General features: G+C 60.5%; 15 protein-coding genes. 10 read left to right on the top strand and 5 right to left on the bottom strand.

Annotation, left to right across the window (positions count from 1 at the left end):
- Positions 1-31 precede the first annotated feature (31 nt).
- The 8 genes from rodA to HNQ83_RS04850 all read left to right on the top strand — a co-directional run bounded on the left by rodA (position 32) and on the right by HNQ83_RS04850 (position 7,667).
- On the top strand, positions 32-1,135 hold the full coding sequence (gene rodA, locus HNQ83_RS04885; RefSeq protein WP_175388015.1) for a rod shape-determining protein RodA: 1,104 nt from the start codon (positions 32-34) through the stop codon (positions 1,133-1,135).
- Between the two features lie 17 nt (positions 1,136-1,152).
- Positions 1,153-2,163 (top strand): lytic murein transglycosylase B, encoded by a 1,011-nt coding sequence (mltB, locus tag HNQ83_RS04880; protein WP_175387934.1) that lies wholly within the window; start codon positions 1,153-1,155, stop codon positions 2,161-2,163.
- On the top strand, positions 2,163-3,173 hold the full coding sequence (locus HNQ83_RS04875; RefSeq protein WP_175387933.1) for a septal ring lytic transglycosylase RlpA family protein: 1,011 nt from the start codon (positions 2,163-2,165) through the stop codon (positions 3,171-3,173). The genes mltB and HNQ83_RS04875 overlap by 1 nt, the downstream gene beginning before the upstream one ends.
- Before the next feature lie 182 nt (positions 3,174-3,355).
- Positions 3,356-4,513 (top strand): D-alanyl-D-alanine carboxypeptidase family protein, encoded by a 1,158-nt coding sequence (locus HNQ83_RS04870; RefSeq protein ID WP_175387932.1) that lies wholly within the window; start codon positions 3,356-3,358, stop codon positions 4,511-4,513.
- 83 nt (positions 4,514-4,596) lie between these two features.
- Positions 4,597-4,872 carry a DUF493 domain-containing protein gene (locus HNQ83_RS04865; protein WP_003215438.1) on the top strand — a complete coding sequence of 92 codons (276 nt, stop codon included), beginning with the start codon at positions 4,597-4,599 and terminating at the stop codon, positions 4,870-4,872.
- On the top strand, positions 4,872-5,519 hold the full coding sequence (gene lipB / locus HNQ83_RS04860) for a lipoyl(octanoyl) transferase LipB (protein ID WP_175387931.1): 648 nt from the start codon (positions 4,872-4,874) through the stop codon (positions 5,517-5,519). Before HNQ83_RS04865 ends, lipB begins: the two co-directional genes overlap by 1 nt.
- Before the next feature lies 1 nt (position 5,520).
- Positions 5,521-6,543, top strand: a complete 1,023-nt coding sequence (lipA, locus tag HNQ83_RS04855) for a lipoyl synthase (protein ID WP_178131831.1) — start codon at positions 5,521-5,523, stop codon at positions 6,541-6,543.
- Positions 6,544-6,716: 173 nt separating this feature from the next.
- On the top strand, positions 6,717-7,667 hold the full coding sequence (locus tag HNQ83_RS04850; RefSeq protein ID WP_175387930.1) for an LD-carboxypeptidase: 951 nt from the start codon (positions 6,717-6,719) through the stop codon (positions 7,665-7,667).
- Between the two features lie 98 nt (positions 7,668-7,765).
- Here the strand turns inward: HNQ83_RS04850 and HNQ83_RS04845 are convergent, their stop codons facing one another.
- The 5 genes from HNQ83_RS04845 to leuS form a co-directional block, all read right to left on the bottom strand.
- A complete protein-coding gene (locus HNQ83_RS04845) occupies positions 7,766-9,088 on the bottom strand; it encodes a lytic murein transglycosylase (protein ID WP_175387929.1) in 1,323 nt (440 codons plus the stop codon).
- 61 nt (positions 9,089-9,149) lie between these two features.
- Positions 9,150-9,314, bottom strand: a complete 165-nt coding sequence (gene arfA, locus HNQ83_RS04840; protein ID WP_003176285.1) for an alternative ribosome rescue factor ArfA — start codon at positions 9,312-9,314, stop codon at positions 9,150-9,152.
- Between the two features lie 210 nt (positions 9,315-9,524).
- Positions 9,525-10,562 (bottom strand): DNA polymerase III subunit delta, encoded by a 1,038-nt coding sequence (gene holA, locus HNQ83_RS04835; RefSeq protein WP_175387928.1) that lies wholly within the window; start codon positions 10,560-10,562, stop codon positions 9,525-9,527.
- Positions 10,563-10,601: 39 nt separating this feature from the next.
- Positions 10,602-11,207, bottom strand: a complete 606-nt coding sequence (gene lptE / locus HNQ83_RS04830) for an LPS assembly lipoprotein LptE (protein ID WP_175387927.1) — start codon at positions 11,205-11,207, stop codon at positions 10,602-10,604.
- A gap of 88 nt (positions 11,208-11,295) precedes the next feature.
- Positions 11,296-13,902 (bottom strand): leucine--tRNA ligase, encoded by a 2,607-nt coding sequence (gene leuS, locus HNQ83_RS04825; RefSeq protein WP_175387926.1) that lies wholly within the window; start codon positions 13,900-13,902, stop codon positions 11,296-11,298.
- A gap of 280 nt (positions 13,903-14,182) precedes the next feature.
- Between leuS and HNQ83_RS04820 the strand changes: the two genes are divergently transcribed.
- Positions 14,183-14,503 carry a hypothetical protein gene (locus tag HNQ83_RS04820; RefSeq protein WP_175387925.1) on the top strand — a complete coding sequence of 107 codons (321 nt, stop codon included), beginning with the start codon at positions 14,183-14,185 and terminating at the stop codon, positions 14,501-14,503.
- 106 nt (positions 14,504-14,609) lie between these two features.
- Positions 14,610-15,371, top strand: a complete 762-nt coding sequence (locus HNQ83_RS04815; protein WP_175387924.1) for a YdcF family protein — start codon at positions 14,610-14,612, stop codon at positions 15,369-15,371.
- Positions 15,372-15,384 lie beyond the last annotated feature (13 nt).

The raw sequence follows: 15,384 nt of genomic DNA, 5'->3' as shown, positions 1-15,384 counted from the left end.
TTTCGATCGCATGCTCTCCAGCGAGGATGTGATGCGTCGCCGTGCCACGCTGCTGCAACGCATGCACATCGACGGTGTGTTGCTGATCCTGCTGCTGACCCTCGCCGCCGGCAGTCTGTTCGTGCTTTATTCGGCCAGCGGCAAGAGTTGGGACCTGCTGGCCAAACAGGCGACTTCGTTCGGTATCGGCCTGGTGTCGATGATCGTCATCGCTCAGTTCGAGCCGCGCTTCATGGCCCGCTGGGTGCCGGTCGGCTATGTGATCGGCGTGCTGTTGCTGGTGGTGGTGGACGTCATGGGTCATAACGCCATGGGCGCGACCCGCTGGATCAACATCCCGGGGGTCATTCGCTTCCAGCCATCGGAGTTCATGAAGATTCTGATGCCGGCGACCATTGCCTGGTACCTGTCCAAGCGCACCTTGCCGCCGCAGCTCAAGCACGTGGGCATCAGTCTGATGCTGATCGGTGTTCCCTTCATTCTGATCGTGCGTCAACCGGACCTCGGCACCTCGCTGTTGATCCTGGCCGGTGGGGCGTTCGTGCTGTTCATGGGTGGCCTGCGCTGGCGCTGGATTCTCAGTGTGCTCGCGGCTGCCGTACCCGTGGCCATTGCCATGTGGTTCTTCATCATGCATGACTACCAGAAGCAGCGGATCCTGACGTTCCTCGATCCGGAAAGCGATCCGCTGGGTACCGGCTGGAACATCATTCAGTCCAAGGCCGCCATCGGTTCTGGTGGCGTATTCGGCAAGGGTTGGCTGCTGGGCACCCAGTCGCACCTGGATTTCCTTCCGGAAAGCCATACCGACTTCATCATCGCGGTGATGGGGGAAGAGTTCGGCCTGGTCGGTATCTGCGCATTGCTGCTGATCTATCTGCTATTGATCGGTCGTGGGCTGGTGATCACCGCCCAGGCCCAGACCCTGTTCGGCAAGCTGCTGGCGGGCGCTCTGACCATGACGTTTTTTGTTTATGTTTTCGTCAACATCGGTATGGTCAGTGGCCTGTTGCCGGTGGTGGGGGTGCCGTTGCCGTTCATTAGCTACGGAGGAACTTCGCTGGTGACGCTGCTGTCAGCGTTTGGGGTTTTGATGTCGATCCATACCCATCGCAAGTGGATCGCGCAGGTTTGAATAAGGTGAAGAGTTCAATGCAAGTAATGCGTGGCTGGGCGACTCGATACGCGCCATGGGTCGGCCTGGTAAGCATCCTTGGCACCGCGCAGGAAGCGTTGGCCGGCGATTACGAAGGCTCGCCCCAAGTGGCGGAGTTTGTCGGCGAAATGACCCGCGACTATGGATTCGCCGGTGAGCAGCTGATGGGCGTGTTCCGCGAAGCCGAGCGCAAGCAGTCGATTCTGGACGCCATTTCGAAACCCGCCGAGCGGGTGAAACAGTGGAATGAATATCGGCCGATGTTCATCACCGATGCGCGTATCGCCCGTGGCGTGGACTTCTGGCGTCAGCATGAGGCTGTACTGGCCCGCGCCGAGCAGGAATATGGTGTGCCAGCACAGGTCATCGTTTCGATCATCGGTGTCGAGACCTTTTTCGGCCGCAATACCGGAAATTTCCGCGTCATCGATGCCTTGTCGACGCTGGGGTTTGACTATCCTCCCCGAGCCGAATTTTTCCGCAAGGAGTTACGTGAGTTCCTGTTGCTGGCCCGGGAAGAGCAGGTTGACCCGCTGACCCTCAAAGGCTCTTATGCCGGTGCGATGGGCTTGCCGCAGTTCATGCCTAGCAGCTTTCGTGCTTATGCGGTGGATTTCGACGGTGACGGCCACATCAATATCTGGAACAACCCGGACGATGCCATCGGCAGCGTCGCCAGTTATTTCAAGCGTCACGGCTGGGTCGCCGGCGAAGCGGTGGTCAGCCGCGCCGATGTACGGGGCGACCAGGTGGACGAAGGTTTGACCACCGGTATCGAGCCGGCTAAAACCGTTGGAGAGTTGCGGGCCCTGGGCTGGTCAAGTCATGATGCGCTGCGCGATGATATGCCGGTTACCGCTTTCCGCCTGGAAGGCGACAATGGCCCCGAATACTGGATGGGCCTGAAGAATTTTTACGCAATCACGCGATATAACCGCAGCGTGATGTACGCCATGGCGGTACATCAACTGTCTGAACAGCTGGTCCAAGCACGGGGCGTCAAGTAATGCGGGCATTGCCTTTGAATAAACCCCTGAAGCTGGTGGCATTTGCAGCGTTGGCCGTGTTGGTCGCCAGTTGTTCGACCAGCCGCGCGCCGACGCAGAAATCCTCCACCGCCGTGCGCTCGGCGCCGGGGCTGGACATCAACCGTGCCCACAAGGATGGCGCGCCCTGGTGGGACGTTGACGTTTCGCGCATCCCGGATGCCACGCCAACCTTGCACACCGGTCCGTACAAGGCCAACCCCTACACCGTGCTGGGCAAGACCTATTTCCCCTTGCAGGAATCCAAGACCTACGTGGCCTCGGGTACGGCGTCCTGGTACGGCACCAAATTCCATGGGCAGAACACCGCCAACGGCGAAGTCTATGACCTGTATGGCATGAGCGCCGCGCACAAGACTTTGCCGTTGCCCAGTTACGTCCGGGTGACCAACCTGGACAACAACAGGACCGTGATCCTGCGGGTCAATGACCGCGGGCCGTTCTATTCGGACCGGATCATCGACCTGTCCTACGCGGCCGCCAAGAAGCTCGGTTATGCCGAAACCGGCACCGCGCGGGTCAAGGTCGAAGGCATCGACCCGCAGCAGTGGTGGGCGGCCAAAGGCCGTCCGGCGCCTTTAATGCTCAACGAGCCGCAAGTCGCGCAGAATAGCGCCCCGGTGATTACGGCTTCGGCCGGTACCGTCGAGCAATGGACGCCTCCGCCGCAGCAACACGCGGCTGCCGTTGTCCCTGTACAACTTGCGGATGCAAAAAAAAACGCTTCTGCACCAGCCTCTGGCCAGTATCTGCAGGTGGGCGCGTTCGCCAACCCGGACGCTGCAGAACTCCTGAGGTCCAAGCTCAGCGGGATGGTGAGCGCTCCGGTGTTCATCAGCTCGATAGTGCGCAACCAGCAGACGCTGCATCGGGTTCGCCTGGGGCCGATCGGTTCGCCGGGTGAAATCCAGCAAGTGCAGAACAGTGTGCGCCTGGCCAACCTTGGTTCGCCGAGCGTTGTGACTGAGTAAAATGTAGGACTTGATTGACGGTTCATCTGCAGTCGGGGATGAACCAGGTTGTTGGCTCGTTGAAGAACAAAAGCCCGGCACAGGGCTACGGAGTGAGCAACTGAACACGCGACAGCCTTTAAGAAGCTGTCTGATTAGTTTTTGCCTACGGGCAAGTTTCCATTAGCGATTTCGAGAGACGGATGAACATCACCACCTTTGCCAAACGCCTGTGCCTTCTAGTCCCGCTGCTCCTCTCACCCGCCGCGTTCGCGGTCGAGATGATGCCGTCGCCACCGCAACTGGCCGCCAAGGCCTACGTGCTCATGGACGCCAGCAGCGGCAACGTGCTGGTCGAAAACAACGGTGACCAGCGCCTGCCGCCAGCCAGCCTGACCAAGCTGATGACAGCGTACATCGCGACTCTGGAAATTCGTCGTGGCCAGATCGGTGAAAACGATCCGGTGACCGTCAGCGAAAATGCCTGGCGTACCGGCGGTTCGCGGATGTTCATCAAGGTTGGCTCGCAGGTGACGGTCAGCGACTTGCTGCACGGCATCATCATCCAGTCGGGTAACGACGCCAGTGTCGCGGTGGCCGAGCACATCGCCGGCAGCGAAGACGCGTTCGCCGACCTGATGAACAAAACCGTTGCCGACCTGGGCATGACCAATACCCACTTCATGAACCCGACCGGTCTGCCGCACCCTGAGCACTACTCGTCGGCTCACGACATGGCCGTGCTGGCTCGCGCAATCATCCACGAAGACCCGGCTCACTACGCGATCTATTCGCAGAAAGAGTTCTTCTGGAACGGCATCAAACAACCGAACCGTAACCTGCTGCTGTGGCGCGACAAGACGGTCGATGGCCTGAAAACCGGCCACACCGACGAAGCGGGCTACTGCATGGTGTCCTCGGCCGTACGTGATGGCATGCGCCTGATCGCCGTGGTGTTCGGCACCAACAGCGAAGTGGCTCGCGCCGCCGAGACCCAGAAACTGCTGACCTACGGTTTCCGTTTCTTCGAAACCCAGACGTTCTATCAGAAAGGCGCCGAGCTGGCTCAGGCACCTGTCTGGAAAGGCTCCACCAATCAGGTCAAGGCCGGTCTGGCTGAAGACCTGACCATGACCCTGCCTAAAGGCCAGCTGAAAAAGCTCGCTGCCAGCATGACCATGAACCCGCAACTGGTTGCACCCATCGCCAAGGGCGACGTGATCGGTAAAGTCGAAGTCAAACTGGAAGACAAGGTGGTGCACAGCGCCGACCTGATCGCTCTGGATGGCGTCGAAGAGGGTGGTATCTTCCGTCGCATGTGGGATAGCATCCGTCTATTCTTCTACGGCTTGTTCAACTGATAGTGTGCACCTGCATGGCCCCGCGCTGATCCGGTGCGGGGCCATGCCGTCGCCACGGCTTACGCTTACGAGGCCGTTACGCCATGACCGATACCGAAGTAAAGGCGCCTAAGATCGAATTCCCCAACGTTGATTACCCGGTTAAGGTGATCAGCGATACCGGTGTGGGCAACAAAGACAAGATCATCGAGATCGTCAAGAAACACGCGACGATCAACCATGACCGTGTGGATGAACGCCAGAGCACCAACGGCAAATACACCACGATTCAGTTGCACATCGTCGCTACCGACCAGGACCAGCTGTACAACATCAACAGCGAACTGCGGGCTACCGGCTTCGTGCACATGGTGTTGTGATGTCCGGCACGCTGGGCTTTCGCGAGCTCGGCCAGATGGCTTACGAGCCGGTCTGGCATGCCATGCAGCGCTTCACCAACGAACGCGGCAGCGATGCCGCCGACGAGATCTGGCTGGTCGAGCACCCGCCGGTCTTCACCCAGGGGCAGGCCGGCAAGGCCGAGCATCTGTTGCTGCCGGGAGATATCCCGGTGGTGCAGGTCGATCGCGGTGGCCAGGTGACGTATCACGGCCCGGGGCAACTGGTGGCTTACCTGCTGCTGGACGTACGCAAGCTGGGTTTTGGCGTGCGTGACCTGGTGACCCGCATGGAGTTGTGCCTGATCGAGCTGCTCGCCAGCTACGGCGTGACGGCGGCGGCCAAGCCGGATGCGCCGGGTGTTTACGTCAATGGCGCGAAAATCGCGTCCCTGGGTCTGCGGATCCGCCACGGTTGTTCCTTTCATGGCCTGGCCCTGAACGTGGACATGAACCTGGAACCGTTTCGACGGATTAATCCCTGCGGCTATGCCGGGCTGGCGATGACCCAGCTCAGCGATCACGCAGGATCGATTGAATTTGCCGAGGTAAGTGCCCGGCTGCGCGCGCAGCTCGTCAAACACCTCGACTATGCTGAGCAGACGACCCTCACGGGCGGAATCGACTGATATGACTACTGATGCAGTGCAAACCGTAATCCCGACGCTCGATGTCTCCGAGCGCCCGGCCCCGCGTCCCAAGGTTGAAGCCGGCGTCAAGCTGCGCGGCGCCGAAAAGGTTGCACGCATCCCGGTAAAGATCATTCCGACCACTGAGCTGCCGAAGAAGCCTGACTGGATTCGGGTACGCATTCCGGTGTCTCCGGAGGTCGACCGCATCAAGGCCCTGTTGCGCAAACACAAGCTGCACAGCGTGTGCGAAGAGGCATCCTGCCCTAACCTGGGCGAGTGTTTCTCCGGCGGCACCGCGACCTTCATGATCATGGGCGACATCTGCACCCGTCGCTGCCCGTTCTGCGACGTTGGCCACGGCCGTCCGAAACCACTGGACGTCAACGAGCCGGAAAGCCTGGCCATCGCCATTGCCGACCTGCGCCTGAAGTACGTGGTGATCACCTCGGTAGACCGCGACGACCTGCGTGACGGCGGTGCCCAGCACTTTGCCGACTGCATCCGTGAAATCCGCAAGCTGTCGCCGAACGTGCAGCTCGAAACCCTGGTGCCTGACTACCGTGGCCGCATGGACATCGCACTGGAAATCACCGCCGCCGAGCCGCCGGATGTGTTCAACCACAACCTGGAAACCGTGCCACGCCTGTACAAGGCTGCGCGTCCAGGTTCGGACTACCAGTGGTCGCTGACCCTGCTGCAACGCTTCAAGCAGATGATGCCGCACATTCCGACCAAGTCCGGCCTGATGCTGGGTCTGGGTGAGACGGATGAAGAGGTCATCGAAGTCATGAAGCGCATGCGCGAGCACGACATCGACATGCTGACCCTGGGCCAGTATCTGCAACCGTCCCGCAGCCACTTGCCGGTGCAGCGCTTCGTTCACCCGGATACCTTCGCCTGGTTCGCCGAAGAAGGTTACAAGATGGGCTTCAAGAACGTCGCTTCGGGTCCGCTGGTGCGTTCTTCGTACCATGCCGACGAACAGGCGAAGCTGGTGAAGGCCGAGCTGATGTCGTCCTGATCGGCATACAGCAATAAAAAAGCCCGCAAGGCGTTCAGTCTTGCGGGCGTTTTTTTACCTCGACTACCGTAATGACAGACATTTTCTGTGACCTGCACCGTGACGAATCCTCTTCTGTTTGTGCCCGTTCCTGACTACTGTGTGTTGAAGTTTTCACCCAGGGAGATTCATGGATGACCGTTCGACCGACCCACACCCTTTGTCCTCACACCCCGGTTCCGGCGTTGCCGTCGGAAGGGCTGATCGGCGTCATTGCGCCGGCCGGTCCCGCCCCGCTGGACACCGACAAGGCCGTGCAATGGATGCGCGCCCGCGGTTACTCGCTGAAAATTTTTCCCGGTGTCTACGAGAAGGATGGCTACCTGGCCGGCAGTGACGAGGTGCGACTCAATGACCTGCACGCGGCGTTCACCGATACCGAGGTCGATGCCATCATTTGCCTGCGCGGTGGTTACGGTACGCCAAGGTTGCTCGATCGGATCGATTTCGAACGGTTGCGCAACAACGCCAAGCCCTTTATCGGTTACAGCGACATCACCGCGCTGCATCTGGCGATCAGCCGTTACGCCGGCTTCGTAACCTTCCATGGCCCGCTGCTCAATGCTGATCTGCTAGGTGACAAGCGAAAGCCCACTGAGCCTTCGTTCTTTAGCATGCTGCGCGGGCAGGTGAGGGCGGGCAGCGAGTTGACGCATCCTGTGGCCTATCCGTTGACGACGATCGAGCCAGGCATTGCCCACGGGCGTTTGCTGGGGGGCAATCTGTCGATGATCGCCGCGACCATGGGCACGCCTTACGAGATCGATGCCGAGGGTGTCATCCTGTTCATCGAGGACATCAACGAGCCGTTGTATCGCGTTGACCGATTGCTGACCCATCTGCGGCTGGCGGGAACCTTGGGCAAGCTGCGTGGGGTGCTGGTGGGCGATGTGGCGGGGGTCGAGGTACCTGCGCTGGAACGGTTGCTCAAGCAGACATTTGAACCGTTGCGGATTCCGGTGTTGTCCGGGTGGCGCAGCGGCCATTGCGATCCGAACCTGACATTGCCCATGGGCGCGCTGGTCAGGCTGGATGCGGGGAACAAGACGTTGGTGCTGGAGCAGGATGTGGTGATCAAACCGTAGATCGTTGGCACCTGATCGTCAGTCTTCGCGAGCAGGCCCGCTCCTACAGAGGGTGGGAGCGAGCCTGCTCGCGAAAGCGGCATCAGCCATGCATCTGATTATCGGTTGCGCAGGCCTTCGAGCAACTTGTGCGTTGGATAACCATCCGCTGGCCAGCCAAATGACTGCTGCGCGCTGCGAATCGCCTTGCGCGTGTTGGCACCGATAATCCCGTCCGCAGCGCCCGCGTCATAGTTCTGGGCACTCAACAGGTTTTGCAGCTCGATCCGCTCGGTGCGACTCAGCGGCAAATCATCCTTGGGCCACGTGCCGCTGATCAGGCCCGCGCCATTGAAGCGCTGCGACAACAGGCCCACCGCCAGCGCGTAGGATGACGAGTTGTTGTACTTGAGGATCGCGCGGAAGTTATCGAGCACCAGGAACGCCGGGCCACGATAACCGGCCGGTAGCAGCAACGCTGCCGACAGCTGCTCGGAACCTGGCGGGACCTGGCTGCCATTGGGCAAGGTCACACCCAATTGCCGCCATTCTGCGACGCTCTTGCGAATCGTGCCGTCGGCCAGTACGTAGTTGAAGCCGCCCGGCAGTTGCACTTCAAAGCCCCACGGTTGACCTTTTTGCCAGCCGGAGCTTTGCAGGTAGTGTGCGGTCGAGGCCAGGGCATCGGTGGAGCTGCCCCAGATGTCGCGACGGCCATCGCCATCGAAGTCCACGGCGTGGGTGTTGTAGGTGGTCGGGATGAATTGGGTCTGACCCATGGCGCCAGCCCAGGAACCCAGCATTTTCTCGGGCGTAATATCGCCCTGCTGCAGTATCTGCAGGGCGGCGATCAGCTGTGCGTGGGCGAACCCGGGGCGCCGGCCTTCGTAGGCCAGGGTCGCCAGGGAGTTGATGACCGACTTGCTGCCCTGGAACTGGCCGAAGTTACTCTCCATGCCCCATACCGCGACCAGGGCCTCACGGTCGACACCGTAGCGCTGTTCGATGCTTTGCAGGATGCCGGCATACTGGCTGACCAGCGCCTGGCCTTTGTGTACCCGAAGGGGGGACAGGGCGCCGTCCAGGTATTCCCATACAGGTCGAGTGAACTCCGGCTGGCTGCGGTCGGCACGAATCACGCTGGGATCGAAGCTCACATTGGCGAAAGCCCGGTCGAACAGGTCGGCACGGATGCCAGCGGCCAAGGCATCCTTACGGAAACCCGCCTGCCATTCGGCGAAGGTCTGGGTCGGCTGGATGTCGAGGTTTTCGCCGCTTGGCACCACAGGGGCGACGATCGCCGGAGCAGTGGCGACGGGAAGGCTTTGAAGCGGCTGTGCGTCGGCGGCGGTGGGTTTCTCCGCGCAGGCGACTAGTAAAACGAGGCTGGAGGCAGCAATCAATTGGCGCAGATGCCAACGACGGGAAAGACAAAAGGGCATGCACGGGTCCAGAAAATAGGATCAGTTGCAGACCTTAACATGTTGAGCGGTTGCTTGCCTTTCAGGCCGCCAGAAAGTAAGAAGCCTCCCAGCTATTAGACTGGAAGGCTTCGCGGCGGTAGCTGCCTTTGCCCTTGCCGGCTCGTTCCTGACGGCTGCGGAACAGTGGCTGGGCGATGATGGATTTGGCCTTGTTGGGGCCATGCTTGGATGGCTTTTTGCTCATGCTGGTCTCTCACGAGTGGGTGGGTTTTGCGGGGCAAATCATCGGCTCAAGTGAAGGTTCTGTCTAGTCCCTACATTGCGTAGGACCTTTCGGGCGCCATCGCGGGCAAGCCCTCCCACATTTGATCCTGGGCGTACACAACATCTGTGGGCGACTCGATTCCTGTGGGAGCGGGCTTGCCCGCGAATGGCCGTTATGCGATCGAAAGTCTTACTCGGCGGGTAATGACAATCGCTGGCCGGCCATCAGTAGCGTCAAGCGACTCAAACTCATCCACGGCGAGCCAGCAGCCTGGCCCTTGATCTGCGCATCAATGCGCTGTGCTTCGAGCAGCAACTGTGCCCAGCGTTGCGCTGAATAGCGTTGCAGGGCTTTGCTCATCAGCGGTTTGCGCTTGTCCCAGACGGGCGGTTTGGCCTGGCTGAAGGCTTTGTCCAGCGGTGTGCCCTGGCTGTATTGCAGGGAAATGTTGGCCAGCAGACGCAGTTCCCGGGCCAGGGCCCAGAGAATCACCGGGGGTTCGACGCCTTCGCCGCGAAGCCCTTCAAGCATGCGCAGGGCGTGGGCGGCTTCGCCGTTGAGAATCGCATCGGTGAGCCCGAAGACATCGAAGCGCGCACTGTCGGCCACCGCAGCCTGCACGGTCTCGACGGTGATCTGACCCTCTTCGGCCATCAGCTTGAGCTTTTCGATTTCCTGGGCGGCGGCCAGCAGGTTGCCTTCGACCCGTGCGGCGATCAGCTCGACGGCATCCTCGGTGGCCGAGAGCCCGGCCTGGGACAAGCGCTGACGGATCCAGCTCGGCAACTGACTGACGTCCACCGGCCAGATCTGCACGAACTGAGTCTGGGGGCCTTCGACCAGTGCCTTGCCCCACTTGGTTTTCTGCGCGCTGCCATCGAGTTTCGGCAGGCTGATCAGCAACACCGTGTCTTCGGCCGGTCGGGCGCAGTATTCAATGAGCGCGGCGGCACCTTTATCTCCGGGTTTGCCGGAGGGCAGGCGCAGTTCCAGCAGGCGTTTTTCAGCGAACAACGACATGCTGGCCCCGGCCTGGAGCAACGTGCCCCAATCGAAACTGGCGTCGGCAGCAAAGACCTGGCGTTCGTCGAAGCCCTGCAGGCGGGCGGCAGCACGGATGGCGTCGGCGGCTTCCTGACACAACAAGGGATCATCGCCGCTGATGACGTAGACCGGCGCGAGGGCACCTTGCAGGTGTTTTGCGAGTTGGGCGGGGGCGAGTTTCATAAGGGAGGGCAAACGGGGCGCCTGGGCGCCCCGTAAGTCTTACTGCTGAGGCAGTTCGATAGGCGACTGACGCGGCGTTTCCGCTTCAGCCTTCTGGGCTGCCTCCATTGCCGCGGCTTCGGCCTTGGCTTTGGCTTCGGCGGTCTGCTGCAATTGCTCCAGCTGGGTCGGCGTGATTTGCTGCAGGCGCAGAATCATGCGTTGTACCAGTTCGCGGCGCATTTCCTTGCGGGCATCGGCAGCTTCCTGGTCGGAACCTACCAGGTTGTTACCGTCGTGAATGTAGACCTTCCCGACTTCAAGCTTGTCAGCCATCAGCGACAGGTTACCCTGGCTGAGGATGTTGTAGCTGAGTACGGTGTTCAGTTGGTATTCGCCAGTGCGACCGGCACCTGCGTAACTGAGGATGCGCTGGGTTTCCTGTTCATCCGTTAACACAAGCTTGAAAGGTGCGCCGGTGTAGACCTTGACGCCGCTGCTAATAAGCACCTGACGCAGTTGCGTCACGGTTTCGCCATAGGCATTGCGGGCGCTGACGTCCAGTTCCTTGATCGCCAGTTCGGTGGTGCCGGTGCCGCGCAGCTGGAAACCGCAGGCGCTCAACAGGACCGCCAGGCCCATCACCAGCAAATTGCGTTTGATCATTGTGTTGCTCCCCTTGAAACCATGTGGGCCGATCAAGCGGCCCGAAAGGTTTTACTCGGCGCCAGGCTTGGCCTGGCGCCTGATCCAATTAGCTGGCGACGATGTTGACCAGTTTCCCGGGCACCACGATCACTTTACGAATAGTCAGGCCGTCGACAAAACGCAGCACGTTTTCGTTGGCGCGTGCGGCGGCTTCGACTTCTTCGCGGCTGGCGCTGGCCGGCATTTCAATGTGCCCACGCAGCTTGCCATTGACCTGAATCACCAGCTGCAGGCTGTCCTGTACTAGCGCGTTTTCGTCCAGCACCGGCCAGCTGGCGTCGATCACCGGGTCGGCGTGACCCAGGCGATGCCACAGCTCGTGGCTGATGTGCGGGGTGATCGGGGCCAGCAGCAGCGTCACGGTTTCCAGGCCTTCCTGGACCAGTGCGCGATCCTGCTCGGTGCCCTGCGGCGCTTTTTCCAGCACGTTCATCAGCGTCATCACCTGGGCGATGGCGGTGTTGAATTTGTGGTTCTGGCCGACGTCGTGGCTGGCCTGCTTGATCGCCTGGTGGATCGAGCGGCGAACGGCTTTCTGCTCGTCGTTCAGGTTGGCGACGTCCAGTTTGCCCGGCAGGCCCTGGGTGACGTGCGCTTGAGCCAGGCGCCAGACGCGCTTGAGGAAGCGATGCGAACCTTCCACGCCGGAATCGGACCATTCGGCGCTCATGTCGGGTGGCGAGGCGAACATCATGAACAGGCGGCAGGTGTCTGCGCCGAACTGGTCAATCATCGACTGTGGGTCGACGCCGTTGTTCTTTGACTTGGCCATCTTTTCGGTGCCGCCGATTTCCACCGGCAGACCGTCTGCGATCAGCTTGGCACTGATCACCTTGGCCTTGCTGTCACGCTCCAGCTCCACGTCCGCCGGGTTGAACCAGGTGTAGGCACCGTTAGCTTCGCGACGATAGTAAGTCTCGGCGACCACCATGCCCTGGGTCAGCAGGTTCTTGAACGGCTCGTTGGAGCTCACCAGGCCTTCGTCACGCATCAGCTTGTGGAAGAAGCGCGCATAGAGCAGGTGGAGAATGGCGTGTTCGATACCGCCGATGTACTGATCCACCGGCAACCAGTGGTCAGCCGCGGATTTTTCCACCAGGCCGCCTTCGAAGTGCGGAGAGGCGTAGCGGGCGTAGTACCACGACGACTCGACGAAGGTGTCCATGGTGTCGGTTTCACGCTTGGCAGGCTGGCCGCATTTCGGGCAGCTGCATTCGTAGAACTCGGGCATGCGCGCCAGCGGCGAACCGGCGCCGTCGGGTACGACGTCTTCCGGCAGCACGACAGGCAACTGGTCTTCCGGCACCGGTACGTCACCACAGCTGTCGCAATGGATGATCGGGATCGGACAGCCCCAGTAGCGCTGACGGCTGATGCCCCAGTCGCGCAGGCGGAATTGGGTGCGCGAAGCGCCAAGGCTTTTCTTGATCAGTGCCACTTCGATGGCATCGAAGGCACCGGCGAAGTCCAGGCCGTCGAATTCGCCTGAGTTGATCAGCGTGCCGTACTCGCCGTAGGCGTCCTGCCAAGGTTCCGGGTTGGTGTCACCGGAGCTGGTGCGCACCACGGATTTGACCGGCAGGTTGTACTTGTGGGCAAACTCGAAATCACGCTCGTCGTGAGCCGGAACCGCCATGACCGCGCCATCGCCGTAGTGCATCAGCACGTAGTTGGCGACCCATACCGGCAGTTTTTCGCCGGTCAGCGGGTGCTCGACGAACAGGCCGGTCGGCAGGCCTTTCTTCTCCTGGGTGGCGACGTCGGCTTCGGCGACGCTGCCGCTCTTGCATTCGGCGATGAACGCTTGCAGCTCAGGATTGTTCTGGGCAGCCAGGGTGGCCAGGTGGTGCTCGGCAGCCACGGCGACGTAAGTCGCTCCCATTAAAGTGTCCGGACGGGTGGTGAAGACTTTCAGGGTGCCGCTTTCGCCGATGGAGTCGACGTTGTACGGGAACTGCACTTCCATGCCGCGGGATTTGCCAATCCAGTTGCGCTGCATGGTCTTGACCTGTTCAGGCCAGCCAGTCAGCTCGTCGAGGCTCTCCAGCAGTTCATCCGCGTAGGCGGTGATCTTGAAGTAGTACATCGGGATTTCGCGCTTCTCGATCAGCGCGCCGGAACGCCAGCCGCGACCGTCGATCACCTGTTCGTTGGCCAGAACGGTCTGGTCGATCGGGTCCCAGTTCACGGTGCCGTTTTTACGGTAGATCACACCTTTTTCGAACAGGCGGGTGAACAGCCACTGTTCCCAGCGGTAGTAGTCCGGCTTGCAGGTGGTCACTTCGCGCGACCAGTCCACCGCCAGGCCCAGGCTGCGCAGCTGGGATTTCATGTAGGCGATGTTTTCGTAGGTCCACTTGGCCGGCGCTACGTTGTTCTTCATCGCGGCGTTTTCCGCCGGCATGCCGAAGGCGTCCCAACCCATGGGTTGCAGGACGTTCTTGCCTTGCATGCGCTGGTAGCGGGAGATCACGTCGCCGATGGTGTAGTTGCGCACGTGCCCCATGTGTAGCTTGCCGCTGGGGTAAGGGAACATCGACAGGCAGTAGTAGGTCTCCTTGCCTGGCTGTTCACTGACTTCAAAGGACTTTTGCTCGTCCCAGAACGACTGGGCGGCGGCTTCGATTTCACGGGGCTGATATTGTTCGTGCATGGCTACTTTTGAACTGAATAGGGGTGGCCTAATCCTCTTCAATGCAACGCTGGACGATGAAGGCGCCAATTCGGCGTTTCGGTGCCCAGTCGAGCTGGAAGTGGAGTTACAGGAAGCGCCGTAGCATACATGACCGCACTCTACCGAGGGAAACCCTGATTGCTGCCGCGCGTCTTGCCAAAACCGCCGCGAGGGCCGTTGGTCGCGGCGTTCAGCCGGTTTGTTCATGGAGGCTAAGCTCTAATTGGGGAGTAGGTCTTATCTTCCAATGAGGTGAGGGATGGTTGATTCACAGCAAAAAGCTACAAAACCGGAGCTGTACGAAAGACTGATCGATCGTCTGGGCATGGCGCTGGAAGCAGCGAAAACCGCTGGCCGGCTACGTGATGAACGTCCGCTGGAGCTGGAATTGCGCGGGTTGAGCCCCGCAGAGTTTGCTCTGGTCAAGGCGTACCTGGATCGCAGTGAACGTGAGACACATGGATGCTTGTCCGAAGCAGTGAAGCAACTCGACGCACCACGTTCTGCCAAGATTATCTGGCTCAAGGACAAAGTCCCCGGTAGAGACGCGGTAAAGGTCCGGTCCCTGCAGTTCAAATAAGGGCATAGAGCCATGCTCCATGACTTTTTGAAGCATAGTCCTTCCGTATTGATTGTCTCATCGCGTCAACCCACCTAGGCTTCGGGCATCTTCATGGAGATGCTCGATGCCTTTTCGTTATTTCGTAAAACAAATCTTTCTGCCGCCAGGCCTTCTGTTGCTGCTGCTGGTGCTCGCCTGGTGGTTGCGCCGCTCAAGACCGCGGCTCGCCGGCTTGTGTTTTGCCTTGGGGGCGGGCGGGTTCTGGCTGATGAGCCTGCCGGTCGTGGTGCAATGGAGCGCCGCATTGCTGGAACGAGAACCACCGCTGGCGTTCGACGAGTGGGCGACGCTGGGACAGCATGCGGATGCGATCGTGGTGCTGGGGTCGGGGCGCGAGCGGGGTGATTCGGCATGGGGTGCCGATCAGCCTACCGGTGTAGGCCTGGAACGCCAACGTTATGCGGCGCGCCTGGCCAAGGCATCGGGTCTACCGATTCTGACCAGTGGCGGCCTGCATTACGGCACGCCGCCGACCGAAGCCAAATTGATGGCGGATTCACTGCACGATGACTTCGGCGTGACGGTGCGCTGGCAGGAAGGGCGCAGCCGTACGACCTGGGAGAACGCAAAATTCAGCGCCGAAGTGCTGTTGCCCGAAGGTATCAAGCGCGTGGTCCTCGTGACCCATGCGTGGCACATGCCGCGAGCGGTCTGGAGCTTCCAGCAGGCCGGGTTTGAGGTCGTGCCGGCGCCAATGGGCTTTTTAGGTACGGATAACGCTCGGCCCCTGGGTGGCTGGTTGCCGGAGTTCAAGTCGATCTGGCAGAGCGGGCAATTGATGAACGAGGCGGTCGGGCAGGTCGGCTATTCGCTTTTCTACCGCTGAAAATCAAAAGATC

Origin of the sequence: Pseudomonas sp. C2B4 (assembly GCF_013359695.1) — a bacterium.
Taxonomy (GTDB): Bacteria; Pseudomonadota; Gammaproteobacteria; order Pseudomonadales; family Pseudomonadaceae; genus Aquipseudomonas.
This window is presented reverse-complemented; position numbering and strand designations above follow the sequence as displayed.

What these genes read in the sequence shown, in the direction of transcription:
- rodA (WP_175388015.1), top strand. Translation starts at nt 32, where the DNA reads ATGCGTCGCCGTGCCACGCTGCTGCAACGCATGCACATCGACGGTGTG.
- mltB (WP_175387934.1), top strand. Translation starts at nt 1,153, where the DNA reads ATGCAAGTAATGCGTGGCTGGGCGACTCGATACGCGCCATGGGTCGGC.
- HNQ83_RS04875 (WP_175387933.1), top strand. Translation starts at nt 2,163, where the DNA reads ATGCGGGCATTGCCTTTGAATAAACCCCTGAAGCTGGTGGCATTTGCA.
- HNQ83_RS04870 (WP_175387932.1), top strand. Translation starts at nt 3,356, where the DNA reads ATGAACATCACCACCTTTGCCAAACGCCTGTGCCTTCTAGTCCCGCTG.
- HNQ83_RS04865 (WP_003215438.1), top strand. Translation starts at nt 4,597, where the DNA reads ATGACCGATACCGAAGTAAAGGCGCCTAAGATCGAATTCCCCAACGTT.
- lipB (WP_175387931.1), top strand. Translation starts at nt 4,872, where the DNA reads ATGTCCGGCACGCTGGGCTTTCGCGAGCTCGGCCAGATGGCTTACGAG.
- lipA (WP_178131831.1), top strand. Translation starts at nt 5,521, where the DNA reads ATGACTACTGATGCAGTGCAAACCGTAATCCCGACGCTCGATGTCTCC.
- HNQ83_RS04850 (WP_175387930.1), top strand. Translation starts at nt 6,717, where the DNA reads ATGACCGTTCGACCGACCCACACCCTTTGTCCTCACACCCCGGTTCCG.
- HNQ83_RS04845 (WP_175387929.1), bottom strand. Translation starts at nt 9,088, where the DNA reads ATGCCCTTTTGTCTTTCCCGTCGTTGGCATCTGCGCCAATTGATTGCT.
- arfA (WP_003176285.1), bottom strand. Translation starts at nt 9,314, where the DNA reads ATGAGCAAAAAGCCATCCAAGCATGGCCCCAACAAGGCCAAATCCATC.
- holA (WP_175387928.1), bottom strand. Translation starts at nt 10,562, where the DNA reads ATGAAACTCGCCCCCGCCCAACTCGCAAAACACCTGCAAGGTGCCCTC.
- lptE (WP_175387927.1), bottom strand. Translation starts at nt 11,207, where the DNA reads ATGATCAAACGCAATTTGCTGGTGATGGGCCTGGCGGTCCTGTTGAGC.
- leuS (WP_175387926.1), bottom strand. Translation starts at nt 13,902, where the DNA reads ATGCACGAACAATATCAGCCCCGTGAAATCGAAGCCGCCGCCCAGTCG.
- HNQ83_RS04820 (WP_175387925.1), top strand. Translation starts at nt 14,183, where the DNA reads ATGGTTGATTCACAGCAAAAAGCTACAAAACCGGAGCTGTACGAAAGA.
- HNQ83_RS04815 (WP_175387924.1), top strand. Translation starts at nt 14,610, where the DNA reads ATGCCTTTTCGTTATTTCGTAAAACAAATCTTTCTGCCGCCAGGCCTT.